General features: G+C 65.6%; 19 protein-coding genes. 17 read left to right on the top strand and 2 right to left on the bottom strand.

Going from position 1 to position 17,160, the window contains the following annotated elements:
• Positions 1-9: 9 nt before the first annotated feature.
• Positions 10-1,002, top strand: a complete 993-nt coding sequence (locus DIE23_RS06240) for a S49 family peptidase (protein WP_124611308.1) — start codon at positions 10-12, stop codon at positions 1,000-1,002.
• 68 nt (positions 1,003-1,070) lie between these two features.
• On the opposite strand, the gene DIE23_RS06235 is transcribed toward DIE23_RS06240, so the two are convergent.
• Both DIE23_RS06235 and DIE23_RS06230 read right to left on the bottom strand, forming a co-directional pair.
• Positions 1,071-1,793 (bottom strand): SAM-dependent methyltransferase, encoded by a 723-nt coding sequence (locus tag DIE23_RS06235; protein WP_124611307.1) that lies wholly within the window; start codon positions 1,791-1,793, stop codon positions 1,071-1,073.
• A complete protein-coding gene (locus tag DIE23_RS06230) occupies positions 1,790-2,419 on the bottom strand; it encodes a Maf-like protein (RefSeq protein ID WP_124611306.1) in 630 nt (209 codons plus the stop codon). Before DIE23_RS06230 ends, DIE23_RS06235 begins: the two co-directional genes overlap by 4 nt.
• A gap of 258 nt (positions 2,420-2,677) precedes the next feature.
• Here DIE23_RS06230 and DIE23_RS06225 point away from each other — a divergent pair, with 258 nt between their 5' ends.
• From DIE23_RS06225 to lepB, 16 genes are all read left to right on the top strand, one after another.
• Positions 2,678-3,313, top strand: a complete 636-nt coding sequence (locus DIE23_RS06225) for a DUF177 domain-containing protein (RefSeq protein WP_124611305.1) — start codon at positions 2,678-2,680, stop codon at positions 3,311-3,313.
• A 98-nt stretch (positions 3,314-3,411) separates the two neighbouring features.
• Entirely contained in the window at positions 3,412-3,591 is a 180-nt protein-coding gene (gene rpmF / locus DIE23_RS06220) for a 50S ribosomal protein L32 (RefSeq protein WP_006051932.1), read from the top strand.
• A 129-nt stretch (positions 3,592-3,720) separates the two neighbouring features.
• Positions 3,721-4,827 carry a phosphate acyltransferase PlsX gene (gene plsX, locus DIE23_RS06215; RefSeq protein ID WP_057928056.1) on the top strand — a complete coding sequence of 369 codons (1,107 nt, stop codon included), beginning with the start codon at positions 3,721-3,723 and terminating at the stop codon, positions 4,825-4,827.
• Complete coding sequence (locus DIE23_RS06210; protein WP_124611304.1) at positions 4,828-5,817, top strand: beta-ketoacyl-ACP synthase III; 990 nt, start codon at positions 4,828-4,830, stop codon at positions 5,815-5,817. It begins immediately after the preceding gene.
• A gap of 85 nt (positions 5,818-5,902) precedes the next feature.
• The gene (gene fabD / locus DIE23_RS06205; RefSeq protein WP_124611303.1) at positions 5,903-6,835 is read left to right on the top strand and encodes an ACP S-malonyltransferase; all 933 of its coding nucleotides are present in this window, start codon (positions 5,903-5,905) and stop codon (positions 6,833-6,835) included.
• Between the two features lie 36 nt (positions 6,836-6,871).
• The gene (gene fabG, locus DIE23_RS06200) at positions 6,872-7,621 is read left to right on the top strand and encodes a 3-oxoacyl-ACP reductase FabG (RefSeq protein ID WP_124611302.1); all 750 of its coding nucleotides are present in this window, start codon (positions 6,872-6,874) and stop codon (positions 7,619-7,621) included.
• A gap of 144 nt (positions 7,622-7,765) precedes the next feature.
• Positions 7,766-8,005, top strand: coding sequence for an acyl carrier protein (gene acpP / locus DIE23_RS06195; RefSeq protein ID WP_004197638.1), 240 nt, complete (start codon positions 7,766-7,768; stop codon positions 8,003-8,005).
• A 162-nt stretch (positions 8,006-8,167) separates the two neighbouring features.
• Entirely contained in the window at positions 8,168-9,400 is a 1,233-nt protein-coding gene (gene fabF, locus DIE23_RS06190) for a beta-ketoacyl-ACP synthase II (RefSeq protein WP_124611301.1), read from the top strand.
• A gap of 12 nt (positions 9,401-9,412) precedes the next feature.
• Positions 9,413-9,877: a hypothetical protein gene (locus DIE23_RS06185; RefSeq protein ID WP_124611300.1), complete on the top strand. Its 465-nt coding sequence runs from the start codon at positions 9,413-9,415 to the stop codon at positions 9,875-9,877.
• Positions 9,878-9,968: 91 nt separating this feature from the next.
• Entirely contained in the window at positions 9,969-10,568 is a 600-nt protein-coding gene (gene rpoE, locus DIE23_RS06180) for an RNA polymerase sigma factor RpoE (RefSeq protein ID WP_006752490.1), read from the top strand.
• An 88-nt stretch (positions 10,569-10,656) separates the two neighbouring features.
• Entirely contained in the window at positions 10,657-11,274 is a 618-nt protein-coding gene (locus DIE23_RS06175; protein ID WP_124611385.1) for a sigma-E factor negative regulatory protein, read from the top strand.
• A gap of 5 nt (positions 11,275-11,279) precedes the next feature.
• Positions 11,280-12,332, top strand: a complete 1,053-nt coding sequence (locus DIE23_RS06170; RefSeq protein ID WP_124611299.1) for a MucB/RseB C-terminal domain-containing protein — start codon at positions 11,280-11,282, stop codon at positions 12,330-12,332.
• Between the two features lie 16 nt (positions 12,333-12,348).
• Positions 12,349-13,854 carry a DegQ family serine endoprotease gene (locus DIE23_RS06165; RefSeq protein WP_124611298.1) on the top strand — a complete coding sequence of 502 codons (1,506 nt, stop codon included), beginning with the start codon at positions 12,349-12,351 and terminating at the stop codon, positions 13,852-13,854.
• A 7-nt stretch (positions 13,855-13,861) separates the two neighbouring features.
• Positions 13,862-14,098 (top strand): glutaredoxin family protein, encoded by a 237-nt coding sequence (locus DIE23_RS06160; RefSeq protein WP_124611297.1) that lies wholly within the window; start codon positions 13,862-13,864, stop codon positions 14,096-14,098.
• A gap of 224 nt (positions 14,099-14,322) precedes the next feature.
• Positions 14,323-16,116 (top strand): translation elongation factor 4, encoded by a 1,794-nt coding sequence (gene lepA, locus DIE23_RS06155; RefSeq protein ID WP_124611296.1) that lies wholly within the window; start codon positions 14,323-14,325, stop codon positions 16,114-16,116.
• Positions 16,117-16,132: 16 nt separating this feature from the next.
• Entirely contained in the window at positions 16,133-17,026 is an 894-nt protein-coding gene (gene lepB / locus DIE23_RS06150; protein ID WP_124611295.1) for a signal peptidase I, read from the top strand.
• Positions 17,027-17,160 lie beyond the last annotated feature (134 nt).

Raw genomic sequence — 17,160 nt, 5'->3', positions numbered from 1 at the left:
CACCACTGCATGGCCGACCAACCGAATATTCCTGATTCCTCGTCCCGTCCCGACAGCCGCGAACCGAACTGGGAGCGCGCGGCGCTCGAGCGGATCGCGCTCGCGGCCGTCAAGGAACAGCGCGCGGCGCGTCGCTGGAAGATCTTCTTCCGCTTCGCGTTCCTCGGCGTGTTCGCGCTGCTCGCGTTCGCGCTGATCGATTTCTCGAGCGACTCGAAGTTCGCGTCGAGCGGGCGCCACACGGCGCTCGTGACGATCGACGGCGAGATCGCGGCGGGCACCAACGCGAATGCCGACGACATCAACACGGCACTCGATGCGGCGTTCGACGACGACGGCACGGCCGGCGTCGTGCTGCGGATCAACAGCCCGGGCGGTAGCCCGGTGCAGGCGGGGATGGTCTACGACGAGATCCGTCGGCTGCGCACGAAGTATCCGGGCAAGCCGTTGTACGTCGTCGTGACCGACATGTGCGCCTCGGGCGGTTATTACATTGCGTCCGCCGCCGACAAGATCTTCGTCGACAAGGCGAGCATCGTCGGCTCGATCGGCGTGCTGATGGACGGATTCGGCTTCACGGGCCTGATGGGCAAGCTCGGCGTCGATCGCCGCCTGCACACGTCGGGCGAAAACAAGGGCTTTTACGACCCGTTCTCGCCCGAGACGCCGAAGATGGATGCCCATGCGCAGGCGCTGCTCGACCAGGTCCATGCGCAGTTCATCAAGGCGGTGAAGGATGGCCGCGGCAAGCGGCTGCACGAAACGCCCGACATGTTCTCCGGCCTGTTCTGGACGGGCGAGAAGAGCGTCGAGCTCGGGCTCGCCGACGGCTACGGCACGACCGACACGGTCGCGCGCGACGTGCTGAAGGCGCCGGATCTCGTCGACTACACGGTGAAGGAAAGCCTGACGAATCGCGTCGCACGCAAGTTTGGTGCGGCGGTCGGCGGCGCCGCGATGAAGGCGCTCACTGCGGGCGGCACGTCGTTCAGCCTGCGCTGAGCGCCGGCCGGCGCCGCGGCGATCGGGGTCGGGCGCCTCGTGTCGCGAGGCTGTGGCCGGTGCCGGCCTCAGTTCGCGAGCAGCAGGAAGATGGCGGGGCGTTTCTGCAGATTCGGCGCCGGCGCCTTTTTCCAGTCCGCCACGGAGCGGCTGGCGATCGTCTCGGTCTCGAGGGTCAGGTCGGCCGCGACGCAGATCTGCGTCGACGGCGCACAGGTCGCGACGAGCGTGTCGAGCATCGCCTGGTTCCGGTACGGCGTCTCGATGAAGATCTGCGTCTGGCGCGCCTTGCGCGACAGCTGTTCGAGCTCGCGCAGGCGTTTCGCGCGCGCGGCCGCATCGACCGGCAGGTAGCCGTTGAACGCGAAACTCTGGCCGTTCAGACCCGACGCCATCAGCGCGAGCAGGATCGAACTCGGCCCGACGAGCGGCACGACCTTCACGCCGCGCTCGTGCGCACGGCGGACCAGCAGCGCGCCGGGATCGGCAACGGCGGGGCAGCCGGCCTCGGACACGAGCCCGGCGTCCGCGCCAGCCAGTACCGGTGCGAGCAGCCGCTCGATCTCGCCGGCCGGCGTATTGACGTTCAGTTCCCGAATCTCGATTTCCTGGATCGGCCGCGTCGTGCCGATCTTCTTCAGGAACGCGCGGGTCGTTTTCGCGTTTTCGCCGATGTAATAGCCGAGCGTGCCTGCGCGCGCCTGCACGGCGGCGGGCAGCACGGCGGCGAGCATCGATGCGTCGCCTTCACCGAGGGTGTTCGGAACGAGATAGAGCGTGCCGGCCGTCATGCGCGGTCTCCTTGGGTAGCGAACAGCGGATAGCCCGCGGCGCGCAGCATCCGCGTGAGCGCGATCAGCGGCAGGCCGACGAGCGCCGTCGGGTCGTTGGAGTCGATCGCATCCAGCAGCGCGATGCCGAGCCCTTCGGACTTCGCGCTGCCGGCGACGTCGTACGGCGTTTCCGCGCGCAGGTACGCGTCGAGTTCGGCTTCGGGCAGCGAACGAAAGCGCACGTGCGTGACGACGTCCTCGCTCTGCGTTTCGCCGGTGCGGCTGTCGTACAGGCTGAGCGCACTGTGGAATTCGACGTCGCGGCCCTGCATCGACAGGAGCTGCGCGAGCGCGCGCTCGTGCGTGCCGGGCTTGCCGATCTGGTGGCCGTCGAACGTCGCGACCTGGTCCGACCCGATCACGAGCACGCCGTCCGGCGCGTCGATCGTCGCGGCGACCGCGCGTGCCTTCGCGCCGGCGAGGCGCAGCGCGGTCGCGGCGGGCGTTTCGCCCGCGAGCGGGGATTCGTCGAGGTCGGGCGACACGACGTCGAACGGCATGCCGAGGCGCTCGAGGAGCACGCGGCGGTAGCGAGAACTGGAGGCGAGAATCAGCCGCGGCGGGCGGCAAACGGTATCCGGCATGGTCGATTGGGTCGGTGAGTCGTCAGGTGTGGCGCGGTGTTGCGAGGGCGCAAGCATAAGTGATTGACCGTAAAAGGTAAAACAGGTATGCTTTCCCGCTTTTCGTCGGCAGGCTTCCGCTGTGGTGGCGCCTGCCGGGACTTCGGAAGTAAAGTACGCATCGTACGTGGTGTAGATCGCGTACGTGAGTGAGCGGCGCCAGATGAGCAGCGCCGGCAAGCCGGATCCCGCAAGTCAGCCTGTAGGCAGGAGCGCAACATGAACACTTCTTCTGGCAAGCCTGCGGTAGCGCTTGATCCGCACGCAGTCGACCTGTTCGAATTCGCCCGCAGCGGGCGGCAGGCAGCGGGTGCCGTGCGCCTGTCGCAACTGCCGCGCATGTTGAAAGAAGTACCGGCGGACGCGCCCGATCGCGACACGGTCTTCACGTGGCAGGCCGAAGGGTTCACCCAGAAGGAGTTGCAGGACGACGGCGCCGATGGGCAGCAGCCGTATCTGCGCCTTGCGGTGCACGGCCATGCGTGGCTCACGTGCCAGCGCTGCATGACCCCGTACGACCAGACGTTCGACGTCGACATGACGTACCGGGTCGTTGAGACCGAAGAAGAAGCTGAAGAATTTCCGCTCGACGACGATGAAGCCGATGTGATCGTGGGCTCACGCCAGTTCGATCTCGTCGACTTGATCGAAGAGGAATTGCTGCTTTCGTTGCCGCTCGTGCCCAAGCACGAGGTTTGCCCGGCAGTTCACGAAAGCCTCGTGTCGGGTGCGAGCGGTCCTTCGGAAGACGCGGACGACGAGTCCGTCGAAGACGAGGACGAAGGCAAACGGCCGAATCCGTTCGCGGCGCTGGAAGCGCTGAAGAAGGACGGGGACGGCAGCAAGAAACACTAAGCAGTTGTGGCGCGGGAAGGCGTAAGGGCTTTGGGCCAGGGTAGTTAAGCGCCGGATCGGGCTGTGTTAGAATCCGGAAAATTATTTAGGAGTTAGTCATGGCAGTCCAGCAAAACAAGAAGTCGCCGTCGAAGCGCGGCATGCATCGTTCGCACGATTTCCTGACGGCAGCGCCGCTGGCAGTCGAGCCGAGCACGGGTGAGGTGCACCTGCGTCACCACGTCAGCCCGAACGGCTACTATCGCGGCAAGAAAGTCGTCAAGACGAAGAACGACTAAGCGTCAAGTCACGCGTTGCGCGCTACGATCGCCGTTCGCGTGACAACTGGTTCGCTTGACACTTTCCTGGCTCAACAAAAAGGCGGCATTCAACTGCCGCTTTTTTGTGCCTGAAATTCGTCGCATTCCATGACCGTAAAGCTCACAATCGATTGCATGGGAGGCGACCACGGCCCGTCCGTGACCGTTCCCGCGGCAGTCAAGTTCGTCCGCGCGCATCCCGATGCGCACCTGATGCTCGTCGGCATCGAAAGCGCGATCCGCGCGCAGCTGAAGAAGCTGAAAGCCCTCGACGATCCCGCGCTGACCATCGTGCCCGCCACCGAAGTCGTGGCGATGGACGACCCTGTCGAAGTGGCGCTGCGCAAGAAGAAGGATTCTTCGATGCGTGTCGCGCTCAACCACGTCAAGGAGGGCGCGGCCCAGGCCTGTATCTCCGCCGGCAACACCGGCGCGCTGATGGCCGTGTCCCGTTATGTCCTCAAGACGCTGCCCGGCATCGAGCGGCCCGCGATCGCGTTCGCACTGCCGAACCCGACCGGCTACACGATGATGCTGGACCTCGGCGCGAACGTCGACTGCGAGCCGCAGCACCTGCTGCAGTTCGCGGAGATGGGGCATGCGCTCGTCGCCGCGCTCGAAGGCAAGGAGCGTCCGACGATCGGCCTGCTGAACATCGGCGAAGAGGTCATCAAGGGCAACGAGACGATCAAGCGCGCAGGCGAACTGCTGCGCGCCAGCACGCTGAATTTCCGCGGCAACGTCGAAGGCAACGACATCTACAAGGGCACGGTCGACGTGATCGTCTGCGACGGCTTCGTCGGCAACGTCGCGCTGAAGACGTCCGAAGGGCTCGCGCAGATGTTGTCCGACATCATCCGCGAGGAGTTCGGCCGTTCGCTGATGTCGAAGCTGATGGCGCTGCTCGCGCTGCCGGTGCTGATGCGCTTCAAGAAGCGCGTCGACCACCGCCAGTACAATGGCGCGGCGCTGCTGGGGCTGAAGAGCCTCGTGATCAAAAGCCACGGTTCGGCCGATGCCTACGCGTTTGAATGGGCGATCAAACGCGGGTATGATGCCGTCAAAAACGGCGTGCTGGAGCGCCTCGCGCGCGCGATGGCGGACAATTCGGTGTCGCTCGGCGACGGCGAACACGACGCGGGCGGCGCGGGCCAGACGAGCCCGGCCGCAGGCCATCACGCTGAACCTTCCGCTGCGCAATCCTCTAAAGCATAAATGGCCCAATCGACTCTCTATTCCCGCGTGCTCGGCACGGGCAGCTACCTGCCGCCCGACCGCGTCACGAACCAGCAGCTCGCCGATCGTCTCGCGAAGGAAGGCATCGAGACGAGCGATGAGTGGATCGTTGCGCGCACGGGCATCCATGCGCGCCATTTCGCCGCACCGGACGTCACGACGAGCGATCTCGCGCTCGAGGCGTCACGTCGTGCGATCGAGGCGGCCGATATCGATCCGCAGTCGATCGACCTGATCATCGTCGCGACTTCGACCCCCGATTTCGTGTTCCCCAGCACGGCGTGCCTGCTGCAGAACAAGCTCGGCATCAAGAACGGTGGCGCGGCATTCGACGTGCAGGCCGTGTGCTCGGGCTTCGCCTATGCGATGGCGACGGCCGACGCCTTCATCCGTAGCGGCCAGCACCGCACGGCGCTCATCGTCGGCGCGGAGACGTTCTCGCGCATTCTCGATTTCAAGGACCGCACGACCTGCGTGCTGTTCGGCGACGGCGCGGGCGCGGTGATCCTGTCCGCCTCGGACGAGCCGGGCGTGCTCGGCAGCGCACTGCACGCGGACGGCAGCTATTCGCACATCCTCTGCACACCGGGCAATGTCAATCGCGGCGTGATCGACGGCAGCGCGTTCCTGTACATGGACGGGCAGGCCGTGTTCAAGCTCGCGGTCAACGTGCTCGAAAAGGTCGCGATCGAGGCGCTCGCCAAGGCGAATCTCGCACCCGAACAGGTCGACTGGCTGATTCCGCACCAGGCCAACATCCGCATCATGACCAGCACCTGCCGCAAGCTCGGCCTGCCGCAGGAGCGCATGGTCGTGACGGTCGACCAGCACGGCAACACGTCGGCTGCATCGATCCCGCTGGCGCTCGACACCGCGGTACGCGACGGTCGCATCCAGCGCGGTCAGCACGTGCTGATCGAAGGCGTCGGCGGTGGCTTCACCTGGGGCGCGTCGGTCTTCCGTTTCTGATCCGCGGCGCGCGTGAGCTGCGCGCGGATCCCGAACCGGCGCGCCGTTCGCGCGCGCCGTCCGAATCGATTCAATTGGGGACGATATGAAATTTGCATTCGTTTTTCCGGGGCAGGGCTCGCAGTCGGTCGGCATGCTCAACGCATTCGCCGATCTGGCCGTCGTGCGCGAGACACTCCAGGAAGCATCCGATGCACTCAATCAGGATCTCGGCAAGCTGATCGCCGAAGGTCCGGCCGAAGAGCTGAATCTGACCACCAACACGCAGCCCGTGATGCTGACGGCCGCCTACGCCTGCTATCGCGCATGGCAGCAGGCCGGCGGCCCGGCGCCGTCGATCGTCGCGGGCCACAGCCTCGGCGAATACACGGCGCTCGTCGCCGCGGGCGCGATCGCGTTCAAGGACGCGGTGCCGCTCGTGCGCTTCCGCGCGCAAGCGATGCAGACGGCCGTGCCGGTCGGCCAGGGCGGCATGGCCGCGATCCTGGGTCTCGATGACGACACGGTGCGCGCGGTGTGCGCCGAAGCCGCGGAAGCGGGCGTCGTCGAAGCCGTGAACTTCAACGCGCCGGCGCAGGTCGTGATCGCGGGCGCGAAGGCGGCCGTCGAGAAGGCCTGCGAGATCGCGAAGGCGAAGGGCGCGAAGCGCGCGCTGCCGTTGCCGGTCTCGGCGCCGTTCCATTCGTCGCTGCTCAAGCCGGCGTCGGACCAGCTGCGCGACTATCTTGCGAACGTCGACGTGAAGGCGCCGCAGATTCCGGTCGTCAACAACATCGACGTCGCGGTGGTCTGCGATCCGGCCGCGATCAAGGACGCGCTGGTGCGCCAGGCCGCAGGCCCGGTGCGCTGGGTCGAATGCGTGCAGCACATCGCGGGCACGGGCGTCACGCACGTGATCGAATGCGGTCCGGGCAAGGTGCTGGCAGGCCTGACGAAGCGCATCGACGGCAACCTGATCGGCGCATCGGTGTTCGATCCGGCTTCGCTCGACGAAGCACTGAAGCTGGCGACCGCCTGACGCGGCGCCTTTCCTCAAGAGACGGATACTCGATTCATGGAAAAGACTCTCGATAAACAGGTCGCGATCGTGACCGGCGCATCGCGCGGCATCGGCCGGGCGATCGCGCTCGAACTCGCGCGCCTGGGCGCGACGGTGATCGGCACGGCGACGAGCGAATCGGGCGCTGCCGCGATTACCGCCGGGTTCGCGGAAGCGGGCGTGACGGGCCGCGGCGCGGTGCTGAACGTCAACGACGCGGCGGCGGCCGAAGCGCTGATCGACGCAACCGTGAAGGAATTCGGCGCGCTCCACGTGCTCGTCAATAACGCGGGGATCACGCAGGACCAGCTCGCGATGCGGATGAAGGACGAGGACTGGGACGCGGTGATCGACACCAACCTGAAGTCGGTGTTCCGCCTGTCGCGGGCGGTGCTGCGCCCGATGATGAAGGCCCGCGGCGGCCGCATCATCAACATCACGTCGGTGGTCGGCTCGGCCGGCAACCCGGGCCAGGCCAACTACGCGGCCGCGAAGGCCGGCGTCGCGGGCATGACCCGTGCGCTCGCACGCGAAATCGGCAGCCGTGGCATCACGGTGAACTGCGTCGCGCCGGGCTTCATCGACACCGACATGACGAAGACGCTGCCGGAAGAACAGCAGGCCGCGCTCAAGACCCAGATTCCGCTCGGCCGCCTCGGCAGCCCGGCAGACATCGCCCATGCCGTCGCGTTCCTCGCATCGCCGCAGGCCGGTTACATCACCGGCACGACGCTGCACGTGAACGGCGGCATGTACATGTCGTAACGGTTTTCGTTTACCATCCGCGCCGTATCCCGTTTTTCAGGCGGATCGGCGCTTGATCGACCATCAAGCCAACGCGCGTTTTGGCGTCAGCAAACCTGATAAAATGCGCGCACTTGTAAATCTGAACTTTCCCTCGGAGGGGTAATGGATAACATCGAACAACGTGTCAAGAAGATCGTCGCTGAGCAACTGGGCGTCGCAGAAGCCGAGATCAAGAACGAAGCATCGTTCGTGAACGACCTGGGCGCGGACTCGCTCGACACGGTTGAACTGGTGATGGCGCTCGAAGACGAGTTCGGCATGGAAATCCCGGACGAAGAAGCAGAGAAGATCACGACCGTTCAGCAAGCGATCGACTACGCTCGCGCAAACGTCAAGGCGTAAGCGCCTTTCGCGCTTGTCTGCCACGTCGCCGCGATCTTCGCGTTTGACGCGCCATCCTGCCGGCAACCGCGCCGGACGGACTAACAGCCACAGGGCTCGCAGGGCTGGTTCCTGTGGCCACTGTGGCTTTTGTTTTTGTCATCCAATGGAAAAGAGGTTACCGTGAGCCGCCGTCGTGTTGTCGTTACAGGCCTGGGGCTGATTTCGCCTGTTGGCAATAATGTTGCCGACGGCTGGGCCAATCTCGTCGCCGGCAAGTCCGGCATCGTCACCGTCACGAAGTTCGATCCGTCGAACCTCGCCGTGCATTTCGCGGGCGAGGTGAAGGGTTTCAGCGCCGAGGAATACATCCCGGCGAAGGAAGCCCGCAACATGGATACGTTCATCCATTACGGCATCGCAGCCGGCGTCCAGGCTATCCGGGACAGCGGCCTCGAAGTGAACGAAGCCAATGCGGAACGCATCGGCGTGCTGGTCGGCTCCGGCATCGGCGGCCTGCCGATGATCGAAGACACGCACCAGACCTACGTCGATCGCGGCGCACGCCGGATTTCGCCGTTCTTCGTGCCGGGTTCGATCATCAACATGATCTCGGGTCACCTGAGCATCATGTTCGGCCTGAAGGGCCCGAACCTCGCGGCCGTGACAGCCTGCACGACCGGTCTGCACAGCATCGGCCTCGCGGCGCGCCTGATCCAGGCCGGCGATGCCGACGTGATGGTCGCGGGCGGCGCCGAATCGACGGTGTCGCCGCTGGGCATCGGCGGTTTCGCGGCCGCGCGCGCGCTGTCGACCCGCAACGACGATCCGGCCACCGCGTCCCGTCCGTGGGACAAGGACCGCGACGGCTTCGTGCTGGGCGAGGGCGCAGGCGTGATGGTGCTCGAGGAATACGAGGCGGCGAAGGCACGCGGCGCGAAGATCTATGCGGAAGTCTCGGGCTTCGGCATGACGGGCGATGCGTACCACATGACCGCGCCGAACATGGACGGTCCGCGCCGCTGCATGGTTGCGGCACTGCGCGACGCCGGCGTGAACGCGGACGAGGTCCAGTACCTGAACGCGCACGGAACGTCGACGCCGCTCGGCGACAAGAACGAGTCCGACGCGGTGAAGGCGGCTTTCGGCGAGCACGCGTACAAGCTCGTCGTGAACTCGACGAAGTCGATGACGGGTCACCTGCTGGGTGGCGCGGGTGGCCTCGAGTCGGTGTTCACGGTGCTGGCGCTGCACAACAACGTGTCGCCGCCGACCATCAACATCTTCAATCAGGACCCCGAGTGCGATCTCGATTACTGCGCGAATACCGCGCGTGACATGAAGATCGACGTGGCCGTGAAGAACAACTTCGGCTTCGGCGGTACCAACGGCACGCTGGTGTTCAAGCGCGTCTGACGCTGAAATCGCTTGACGAGTCCATTCGATGCTCCGGCCGGGCGTCCGCAGCGCTTTGCGTTGCGGGCCTCGGCCGTGTCGTATGTCGTGCTGGCCGCATTCGTCGCGGCGGCGTCCGCGTCCGCGTACCTGTTCTGGGCGCCGCGGGCCGGTGCCGCCGCTGGCGCGTGCGTGTCCGCGGCGACGGCCGCGCTGCTTGCCGTGTGCGCCGCGCGGGCCTGTGCCCGCCGGCTGCCGGCCGAGTTGCGGATCGATGCATTCGGGGAGATTGCGGCGTTTGGCCGCACCGGGCGCTTGCTGGCCCGGGGCCGCGTGACCGGCCATGCACACTGGAGCAGCCTGCTGCTCGTGCTGTCGGTCGGGCAGGGCGCCCGGCGCGCGCGGCCGCTGCTGATTCCGGCCGATGCGCTCGACGCCGCGTCGTTCAGCGCGCTGTCCGTGCTGGCGCGAACCGCGGGCAAGGCGGGGCCGGCATGACGGCGGCGCGGTTACCGACCGTAACCAGCGGCCGGCGCCGGAACGCTACAATAACGCTCCGCGTTGCATCCCTAGTTAACGGATTTGTCAGGTGAGTGAAAAAGAAATCGATCAGGCTCTGGTCGAGCGCGTACAGAAAGGCGACAAGGCAGCGTTCGAACTCCTGGTCTCCAAATACCACCGCAAGATCATTCGGCTGATCTCGCGCCTCGTGCGGGATCCCGCCGAGGTCGAGGATGTGGCCCAGGACGCGTTCATCAAGGCGTATCGTGCGCTGCCGCAATTTCGCGGCGAGTCGGCGTTCTACACGTGGTTGTACCGGATTGCCGTCAATACGGCGAAGAACTACCTTGCGACGCAGGGTCGCCGGGCACCGACCTCCACCGAGGCTGATGCCGAGGAAGCGGAAACTTTCTCCGACGCAGACCAACTAAGGGATATCAACACGCCTGAGTCGATGTTGATGAGCAAGCAGATTGCCGAGACGGTCAACGCTGCAATGGCCGTCCTGCCCGAAGAACTGCGCCAGGCGATTACGCTGCGCGAGATCGAGGGCTTGAGCTACGAAGAGATCGCGGAAATGATGGATTGTCCGATCGGGACGGTCCGGTCGCGGATCTTCCGGGCGCGCGAGGCAATCGCTGCGAAATTGCGTCCGCTGCTCGATACACCCGAAGGCAAGCGCTGGTAAGCGCGACGGGCGTAACGACGCGGGTCGGGGTCTAGTTACGGATAGAGTCGTGAAATCACGACGGGGTGTGTGCAAGATGGGGAGCATCATGGGGTCGGTCAATACGCAGTCGCAAGCGTGCTCGCGCGGCGAGCGCCTTTCCGCTCTGGTCGACGGTGAACTGTTCGACGGCCCGGATCACGGGCAGTTTCTGGCTGAGCTCGACCGCGCGGATCGCGCTGCGTGGGCCCAATACCACCTGATCGGCGATGCGCTGCGCTCGGACGAGCTCGCGCTGTCGCCCGCGCTGAGCGTCGCGTTCACCGCGCGCATGTCGGCCGCGCTCGAAAGCGAGCCGCACCTGCTCGCGCCGGCCGCCGCGCCGGTCGCACGCAAGCTGCTGTCGCTGCGCCGGCGTGTCGTGCCGGCGTTCGCGGTGGCCGCCGCCGCAGCCACGCTGACGTGGATCGTTGTCCCGCAGATGCAGACGGCCGGTGCGCCGGGCGCCGTCCAGGTCGCATCGGCAGGCGCGCCGCAAAGCGGCAACCTGCAGCGCGTGACGGTTGCACAGGCATCGGCGCAGCCGGGCCTGCAGGACGTCAACATCATCCGCGACGCAAGTCTCGACCAATACCTTGAAGCGCACCAGCAATTCGCGCAGCAGCCCGTCGTCACGGGCTCGATGCCGCTGATCCGCGCTGCCGTGACCACCACGCCAGGCCAATAAACCCGATGCGGACATTGCAGTTGAATCACGCCATCTCCGGATGGAAGCGGCTGCCGGCACTCCTGCTTTGCGCAGCCGCCCTGTTGTCCGTTCAATCCCTCCCAGCCAGCGCCCAGCAACCGGATGATCCCGTCGCGACCCGCAAGGGAGCGGCGGATTGGCTCGATCGCATCCAGCAGGCGGCCCAGCAGCAGAGCTACGAGGGGACGTTCGTCTACCAGCGAGGCGGGTATGTCCAGTCGTCGCGCATCGCGCACGTGGCGTCCCGCGACGGCGAGTTCGAGCGAATCGAGTCGCTCGACGGCAAGCCGCGCAAGGTGCTGCGGCATAACGACGAGCTGTACACGTTCGTGCCCGAGCGCAAGCTGTGCGTGGTCGAGCGCCGCCAGACGCGCGATTCGTTCCCCGCGCTGCTCGGTGCGGGTGGCGAGCACGTGATGTCCGTTTATGACGCGAAGCTGCTCGGCAAGGATCGTGTGGCCGGGGTCGATGCGCAGGTGGTCGAGCTCGTGCCGAAGGATGCGTACCGCTTCACGTACAAGCTGTGGGCCGACGCCCGCACCGGGCTGCTGCTGCGTTCGCAGACGCTCGATGCGAACGATCACGTGCTCGAGCAGGTCGCGTTTTCGCAACTGCAGACGGGTGGCACGACCGGTGACAAATCCGCGATCGCGGCCGGCATGCGCAACCTGAGCGGCTGGACGGTGGTCCGCCCGCCGGTCGCGACGGTCGACATGGAAGCGCAGGGCTGGCAGATCGCGCCGACCATCGCCGGCTTCCGGAAGATTCGCGAGGTGCGCCGGCCGATGGCCGCGCGCGACGCCGGCGATCCGCCGATTCCGGTCGATCAGGCCGTCTTCACCGACGGCCTCGCGACAATCTCCGTCTTCATCGAGCCGGCCGAAAAGAACACGCGCAAGGAAGGCGCGGGCAGCACCGGCGCGACCCACGTTCTCGTGAAGCGTCGCGGCGACTACTGGATCACCGTGCTCGGCGAAGTGCCGCCGGCCACGTTGCAGCAGTTCGCGTCTGCCATAGAATATAAGGCTTCCAAGTAACGCTACGGCTTCCGACATGACCAAACTCACGCTGCGCAAAGTGCTCGCGGCGGCGGTGCTGTTTGCCTGCCTGCCGCTCGCCCCGCATACCGCGGCCGCGGCCACGGCGCCCGCTGCCAGCCTTCCCGATTTCGCCGATCTGGTCGAAAAGGTCGGGCCGGCCGTCGTGAACATCCGGACCACCGCGAACGTGCCGATGGCCGGCCCGCGCGGTGTGCTCCCGCCGGGCTTCGACAACGGCGACATGTCGGAATTCTTCCGGCGCTTCTTCGGCATTCCGCTGCCGCAGGCGCCCGGCAATGGTGGCGGCAACGGCAGTGGCAACCCGAAGGGCGCGCCGGCACCGGACAATCCGCCCGACACCGAGCAGAACCGCGGCGTCGGTTCGGGCTTCATCGTGTCGGCAGACGGCTACGTGATGACCAACGCGCACGTCGTCGACGACGCGGACACCATCTATGTGACGCTGACCGACAAGCGCGAATTCAAGGCGAAGCTGATCGGCGTCGACGACCGCACGGACGTCGCGGTGGTCAAGATCCAGGCGTCGAACCTGCCGGTCGTCGCGATCGGTGATTCGAACAAGGTGCGCGTCGGCGAGTGGGTCGTCGCGATCGGCTCGCCGTTCGGCCTCGACAACACCGTGACCGCCGGCATCGTGAGCTCGAAGAGCCGCAACACGGGCGATTACCTGCCGTTCATCCAGACCGACGTCGCCGTGAATCCCGGCAACTCGGGCGGCCCGCTGATCAACATGCAGGGCGAGGTGATCGGCATCAACTCGCAGATCTACAGCCGCACCGGCGGTTTCATGGGGATTTCGTTCGCGATCCCGATCGACGAGGCGATGCGTGTGGCCGACCAGCTGAAGGCGACCGGCAAGGTCACACGCGGTCGTATCGCGGTGGCGATCGGCGAAGTGACGAAGGACGTGGCCGACTCGATCGGGCTGCCGAAGGCGGAAGGCGCGCTCGTCAGCAGCGTCGAGCCGGGCGGTCCGGCCGACAAGGCGGGCATCCAGCCGGGCGACATCATCCTGAAGTTCAACGGCCGGCCGGTCGATGCGGCGTCGGATCTGCCGCGCATGGTCGGCGACACGAAGCCGGGCACCAAGGCGACCGTCAGCGTGTGGCGCAAGGGGCAGGCGCGTGATCTGCCGATCACGATCGCCGAGACGCCGACGGAGACCACGGCGAAGGCCGAGCAGCGCAAGAATGCGCCGCAGAAGCCGCGCCAGGCCAATTCGCTCGGCTTGACGGTCAGTGACCTTTCGGCGGATCAGATGAAGTCGCTGAAGCTGAAGAACGGCGTGCAGATCGACGGCGTCGACGGCCCGGCGGCCCGTGCGGGCCTGCAGCGCGGCGACATCGTGCTGCGCGTCGGCGACACCGACATCACGAGCGCGAAGCAGTTCGCGGACGTGACCGCGCAGCTCGATCCGCAGAAGACGGTCGCGGTGCTCGTGCGGCGCGGCGACAACACGCAGTTCGTGCCGGTGCGCCCGCGCCCGGGTCAGAAGTAACGCGCCGATGTTCACGCTCTACGGCCGCGGCTGGTGCCATCTGTGCGACGACATGCGCGATGCGCTGGCGCCGGTGGCGGCCGAGTTCGGCGTCGCGGTCGACTACGTCGACATCGACGCCGATCCGGCACTCGTTGCGCGTTACGACGAAGACGTGCCGGTGCTGTTGCTGGACGGCACGGAAGTGTGCCGCCACCGGTTCGATGAGGAGAGGGTGCGCGGCGCGCTCGCGGCCCGACGCTGAACCCGGCGCCGTTGCCGGCCGGCCACGCCTCGCGCAGGGCTTTCGGCGGCGGGCCCCCTCAGCCAGGCCTCCGGCGGGGCGCCCCTGGCCGGGCGTTCCTGACAGGGCGTCCCAAATTACCGCCCGGCAAAGGGCTTTTCGGCTAAAATAAGCCGTTTTTTCACCGACTTACAAGGCGTGCTCCGCAGTCGTCGAGCGCGCCTTTTTCGCTTGATCGGCACTGAATGGATCATATTCGCAATTTCTCGATCATCGCGCACATCGACCATGGCAAGTCGACGCTCGCGGATCGCATCATCCAGGTATGCGGCGGTCTCGCCGACCGTGAAATGGAAGCGCAGGTGCTCGACTCGATGGATATCGAGCGCGAGCGCGGCATCACGATCAAGGCGCAGACGGCGGCACTTTCCTATCGCGCCCGCGACGGCAAGGTCTACAACCTCAACCTGATCGATACGCCGGGGCACGTCGACTTCTCGTACGAAGTCAGCCGTTCGCTGTCCGCGTGCGAAGGCGCGCTGCTCGTGGTCGACGCGAGCCAGGGCGTCGAGGCGCAGACGGTCGCGAACTGCTATACGGCAATCGAGCTCGGCGTCGAGGTCGTGCCGGTGCTGAACAAGATCGACCTGCCGGCCGCGAACCCCGAGAACGCGATCGAGGAGATCGAGGACGTGATCGGCATCGACGCGACCGACGCGACGCGCTGCAGCGCGAAGACGGGTCTCGGCGTCGAGGACGTGCTCGAAGCGCTGATCGCGAAGGTACCGCCGCCGAAGGGCGATCCGGCCGCGCCGCTGCAGGCGCTGATCATCGACTCGTGGTTCGACAACTACGTCGGCGTCGTGATGCTCGTGCGGATCGTCAACGGCACGCTGCGTCCGAAGGACAAGATCAAGATGATGGCGACCGGCGCGCAGTATCCGGTCGAGCACGTCGGCGTGTTCACGCCGAAGTCGCGCAATCTCGAATCGCTGTCGGCAGGGCAGGTCGGCTTCATCATCGCCGGCATCAAGGAACTGACGGCCGCGAAGGTCGGCGATACCGTCACGCACGTGACCAAGGCCGCCGCCGAGCCGCTGCCGGGCTTCAAGGAAGTGAAGCCGCAGGTGTTCGCGGGGTTGTATCCGGTCGAGGCGAACCAGTACGACGCGCTGCGCGAATCGCTGGAGAAGCTGAAGCTCAACGATGCGTCGCTGCAGTACGAGCCGGAAGTGTCGCAAGCACTCGGCTTCGGTTTCCGCTGCGGCTTCCTCGGGTTGCTGCACATGGAAATCGTGCAGGAGCGGCTCGAGCGCGAGTTCGACATGGACCTCATCACGACCGCACCGACGGTCGTCTACGAGGTCGTGCAGAGCGACGGCTCGACGATCATGGTCGAGAACCCGGCGAAGATGCCGGAGCCGGGCCGCATCGCCGAAGTGCGCGAGCCGATCGTCACCGTGAACCTGTACATGCCGCAGGACTACGTCGGTTCCGTGATCACGCTGTGCGAGCAAAAGCGCGGCTCGCAGATCAACATGCAGTATCACGGCCGTCAGGTGCAACTCACGTACGAAATCCCGATGGCCGAGATCGTGCTCGACTTCTTCGATCGCCTGAAGTCGGTGTCGCGCGGCTATGCGTCGATGGACTACGAGTTCAAGGAATACCGTTCGTCGGACGTCGTGAAGGTCGACATGCTGATCAACGGCGACAAGGTCGACGCACTGTCGATCATCGTGCACCGGTCGCAGTCGCAATACCGCGGTCGCGAGGTTGCCGCGAAGATGCGCGAGATCATTCCGCGCCAGATGTACGACGTGGCGATCCAGGCCGCGATCGGCGCGCACATCGTCGCGCGCGAGAACATCAAGGCACTCCGCAAGAACGTGCTCGCGAAGTGCTACGGCGGCGACATCACGCGAAAGAAGAAACTGCTCGAGAAGCAGAAAGAAGGTAAGAAACGCATGAAGCAGGTGGGTTCGGTCGAGATTCCGCAGGAAGCGTTCCTCGCGATCTTGCGCGTCGAAGACAAATAACAGGACTGATCCTTTTATGAATTTTGCGCTGATTCTTTTTGTGCTCGTCGTCGTGACGGGCGTAGCGTGGGTGCTGGACAAACTGGTGTTCCTGCCGCGGCGTCGTAAGGCGGCCGACGCGGCGATCGAGGAGTTCGATCGCCAGCAGTCGCGTATCGACAAGCGTTTCGCGGACGAAAACGCAGGGCAGACGCGTTCGCAGCTGCGCGACGAAAAGCTGCGTCAGCCGTGGTGGCTCGAGTACACCGCAAGCTTCTTCCCGGTGATCCTGGCCGTGTTCGTCGTGCGTTCGTTCGTCGTCGAGCCGTTCAAGATTCCGTCGGGCTCGATGGTGCCGACGCTGCTGGTCGGCGACTTCATCCTCGTCAACAAGTTCGAATACGGCCTGCGCATGCCGATCACGAACACGAAGATCACGCAGGGCAGCCCGCTGTCGCGCGGCGACGTCGTCGTGTTCCGTTATCCGAAGGACGAGTCGGTCGACTACATCAAGCGCGTGATCGGCCTGCCGGGCGACACGGTCGCTTACCAGGACAAGCAGCTGACGATCAACGGCCAGCCGGTGCCCGAAGCGCCGCTGCCGGATTTCTTCGACGACGAGCGCCAGAACTACGCGAAGCAGTTCGAGGAAACGATCGGCACGAAGAAGAATGCGATCCTCAACAATCCCGCCGTACCGCCGTTCGTGATGGGTGCCTACGACTATCCGTATCGCGACAACTGCACGTACAACAGCCGCGGCGTGATCTGCAAGGTGCCGCCGGGTCACTACTTCATGATGGGCGACAACCGCGACAACAGCGCGGACAGCCGCTACTGGGGTTTCGTACCGGACAACAACATCGTCGGCCGCGCGTTCTTCATCTGGATGAACTTCGGCGACCTGAAGCGCATCGGTTCCTTCAACTGATCGCGTTCGACTCGCACGCACTATGCGACGCACGGGCCGCGTCGCGTAGTGCCGAACTACTTTAAGAACCGGCGGCAATACCGCCTCGTCACGCCTTTTCGCGTCCGGCCGTGCCGTTTCGGCCCGGCCGGCGC

This window comes from Burkholderia sp. Bp9143 (genome assembly GCF_003853645.1).
GTDB lineage: Bacteria > Pseudomonadota > Gammaproteobacteria > Burkholderiales > Burkholderiaceae > Burkholderia.
Note: the sequence above shows the minus strand (reverse complement) of the source record. Positions and strands in the feature narration are given on the sequence as shown.

Coding starts and splice junctions, on each gene's coding strand:
- rpmF (WP_006051932.1), top strand. CDS start 3,412: ATGGCAGTCCAGCAAAACAAGAAGTCGCCGTCGAAGCGCGGCATGCAT.
- acpP (WP_004197638.1), top strand. CDS start 7,766: ATGGATAACATCGAACAACGTGTCAAGAAGATCGTCGCTGAGCAACTG.
- DIE23_RS06235 (WP_124611307.1), bottom strand. CDS start 1,793: ATGACGGCCGGCACGCTCTATCTCGTTCCGAACACCCTCGGTGAAGGC.
- DIE23_RS06225 (WP_124611305.1), top strand. CDS start 2,678: ATGAACACTTCTTCTGGCAAGCCTGCGGTAGCGCTTGATCCGCACGCA.
- DIE23_RS06175 (WP_124611385.1), top strand. CDS start 10,657: ATGGGGTCGGTCAATACGCAGTCGCAAGCGTGCTCGCGCGGCGAGCGC.
- lepA (WP_124611296.1), top strand. CDS start 14,323: ATGGATCATATTCGCAATTTCTCGATCATCGCGCACATCGACCATGGC.
- lepB (WP_124611295.1), top strand. CDS start 16,133: ATGAATTTTGCGCTGATTCTTTTTGTGCTCGTCGTCGTGACGGGCGTA.
- fabD (WP_124611303.1), top strand. CDS start 5,903: ATGAAATTTGCATTCGTTTTTCCGGGGCAGGGCTCGCAGTCGGTCGGC.
- DIE23_RS06160 (WP_124611297.1), top strand. CDS start 13,862: ATGTTCACGCTCTACGGCCGCGGCTGGTGCCATCTGTGCGACGACATG.
- DIE23_RS06240 (WP_124611308.1), top strand. CDS start 10: ATGGCCGACCAACCGAATATTCCTGATTCCTCGTCCCGTCCCGACAGC.
- DIE23_RS06165 (WP_124611298.1), top strand. CDS start 12,349: ATGACCAAACTCACGCTGCGCAAAGTGCTCGCGGCGGCGGTGCTGTTT.
- plsX (WP_057928056.1), top strand. CDS start 3,721: ATGACCGTAAAGCTCACAATCGATTGCATGGGAGGCGACCACGGCCCG.
- fabG (WP_124611302.1), top strand. CDS start 6,872: ATGGAAAAGACTCTCGATAAACAGGTCGCGATCGTGACCGGCGCATCG.
- DIE23_RS06230 (WP_124611306.1), bottom strand. CDS start 2,419: ATGCCGGATACCGTTTGCCGCCCGCCGCGGCTGATTCTCGCCTCCAGT.
- DIE23_RS06170 (WP_124611299.1), top strand. CDS start 11,280: ATGCGGACATTGCAGTTGAATCACGCCATCTCCGGATGGAAGCGGCTG.
- DIE23_RS06210 (WP_124611304.1), top strand. CDS start 4,828: ATGGCCCAATCGACTCTCTATTCCCGCGTGCTCGGCACGGGCAGCTAC.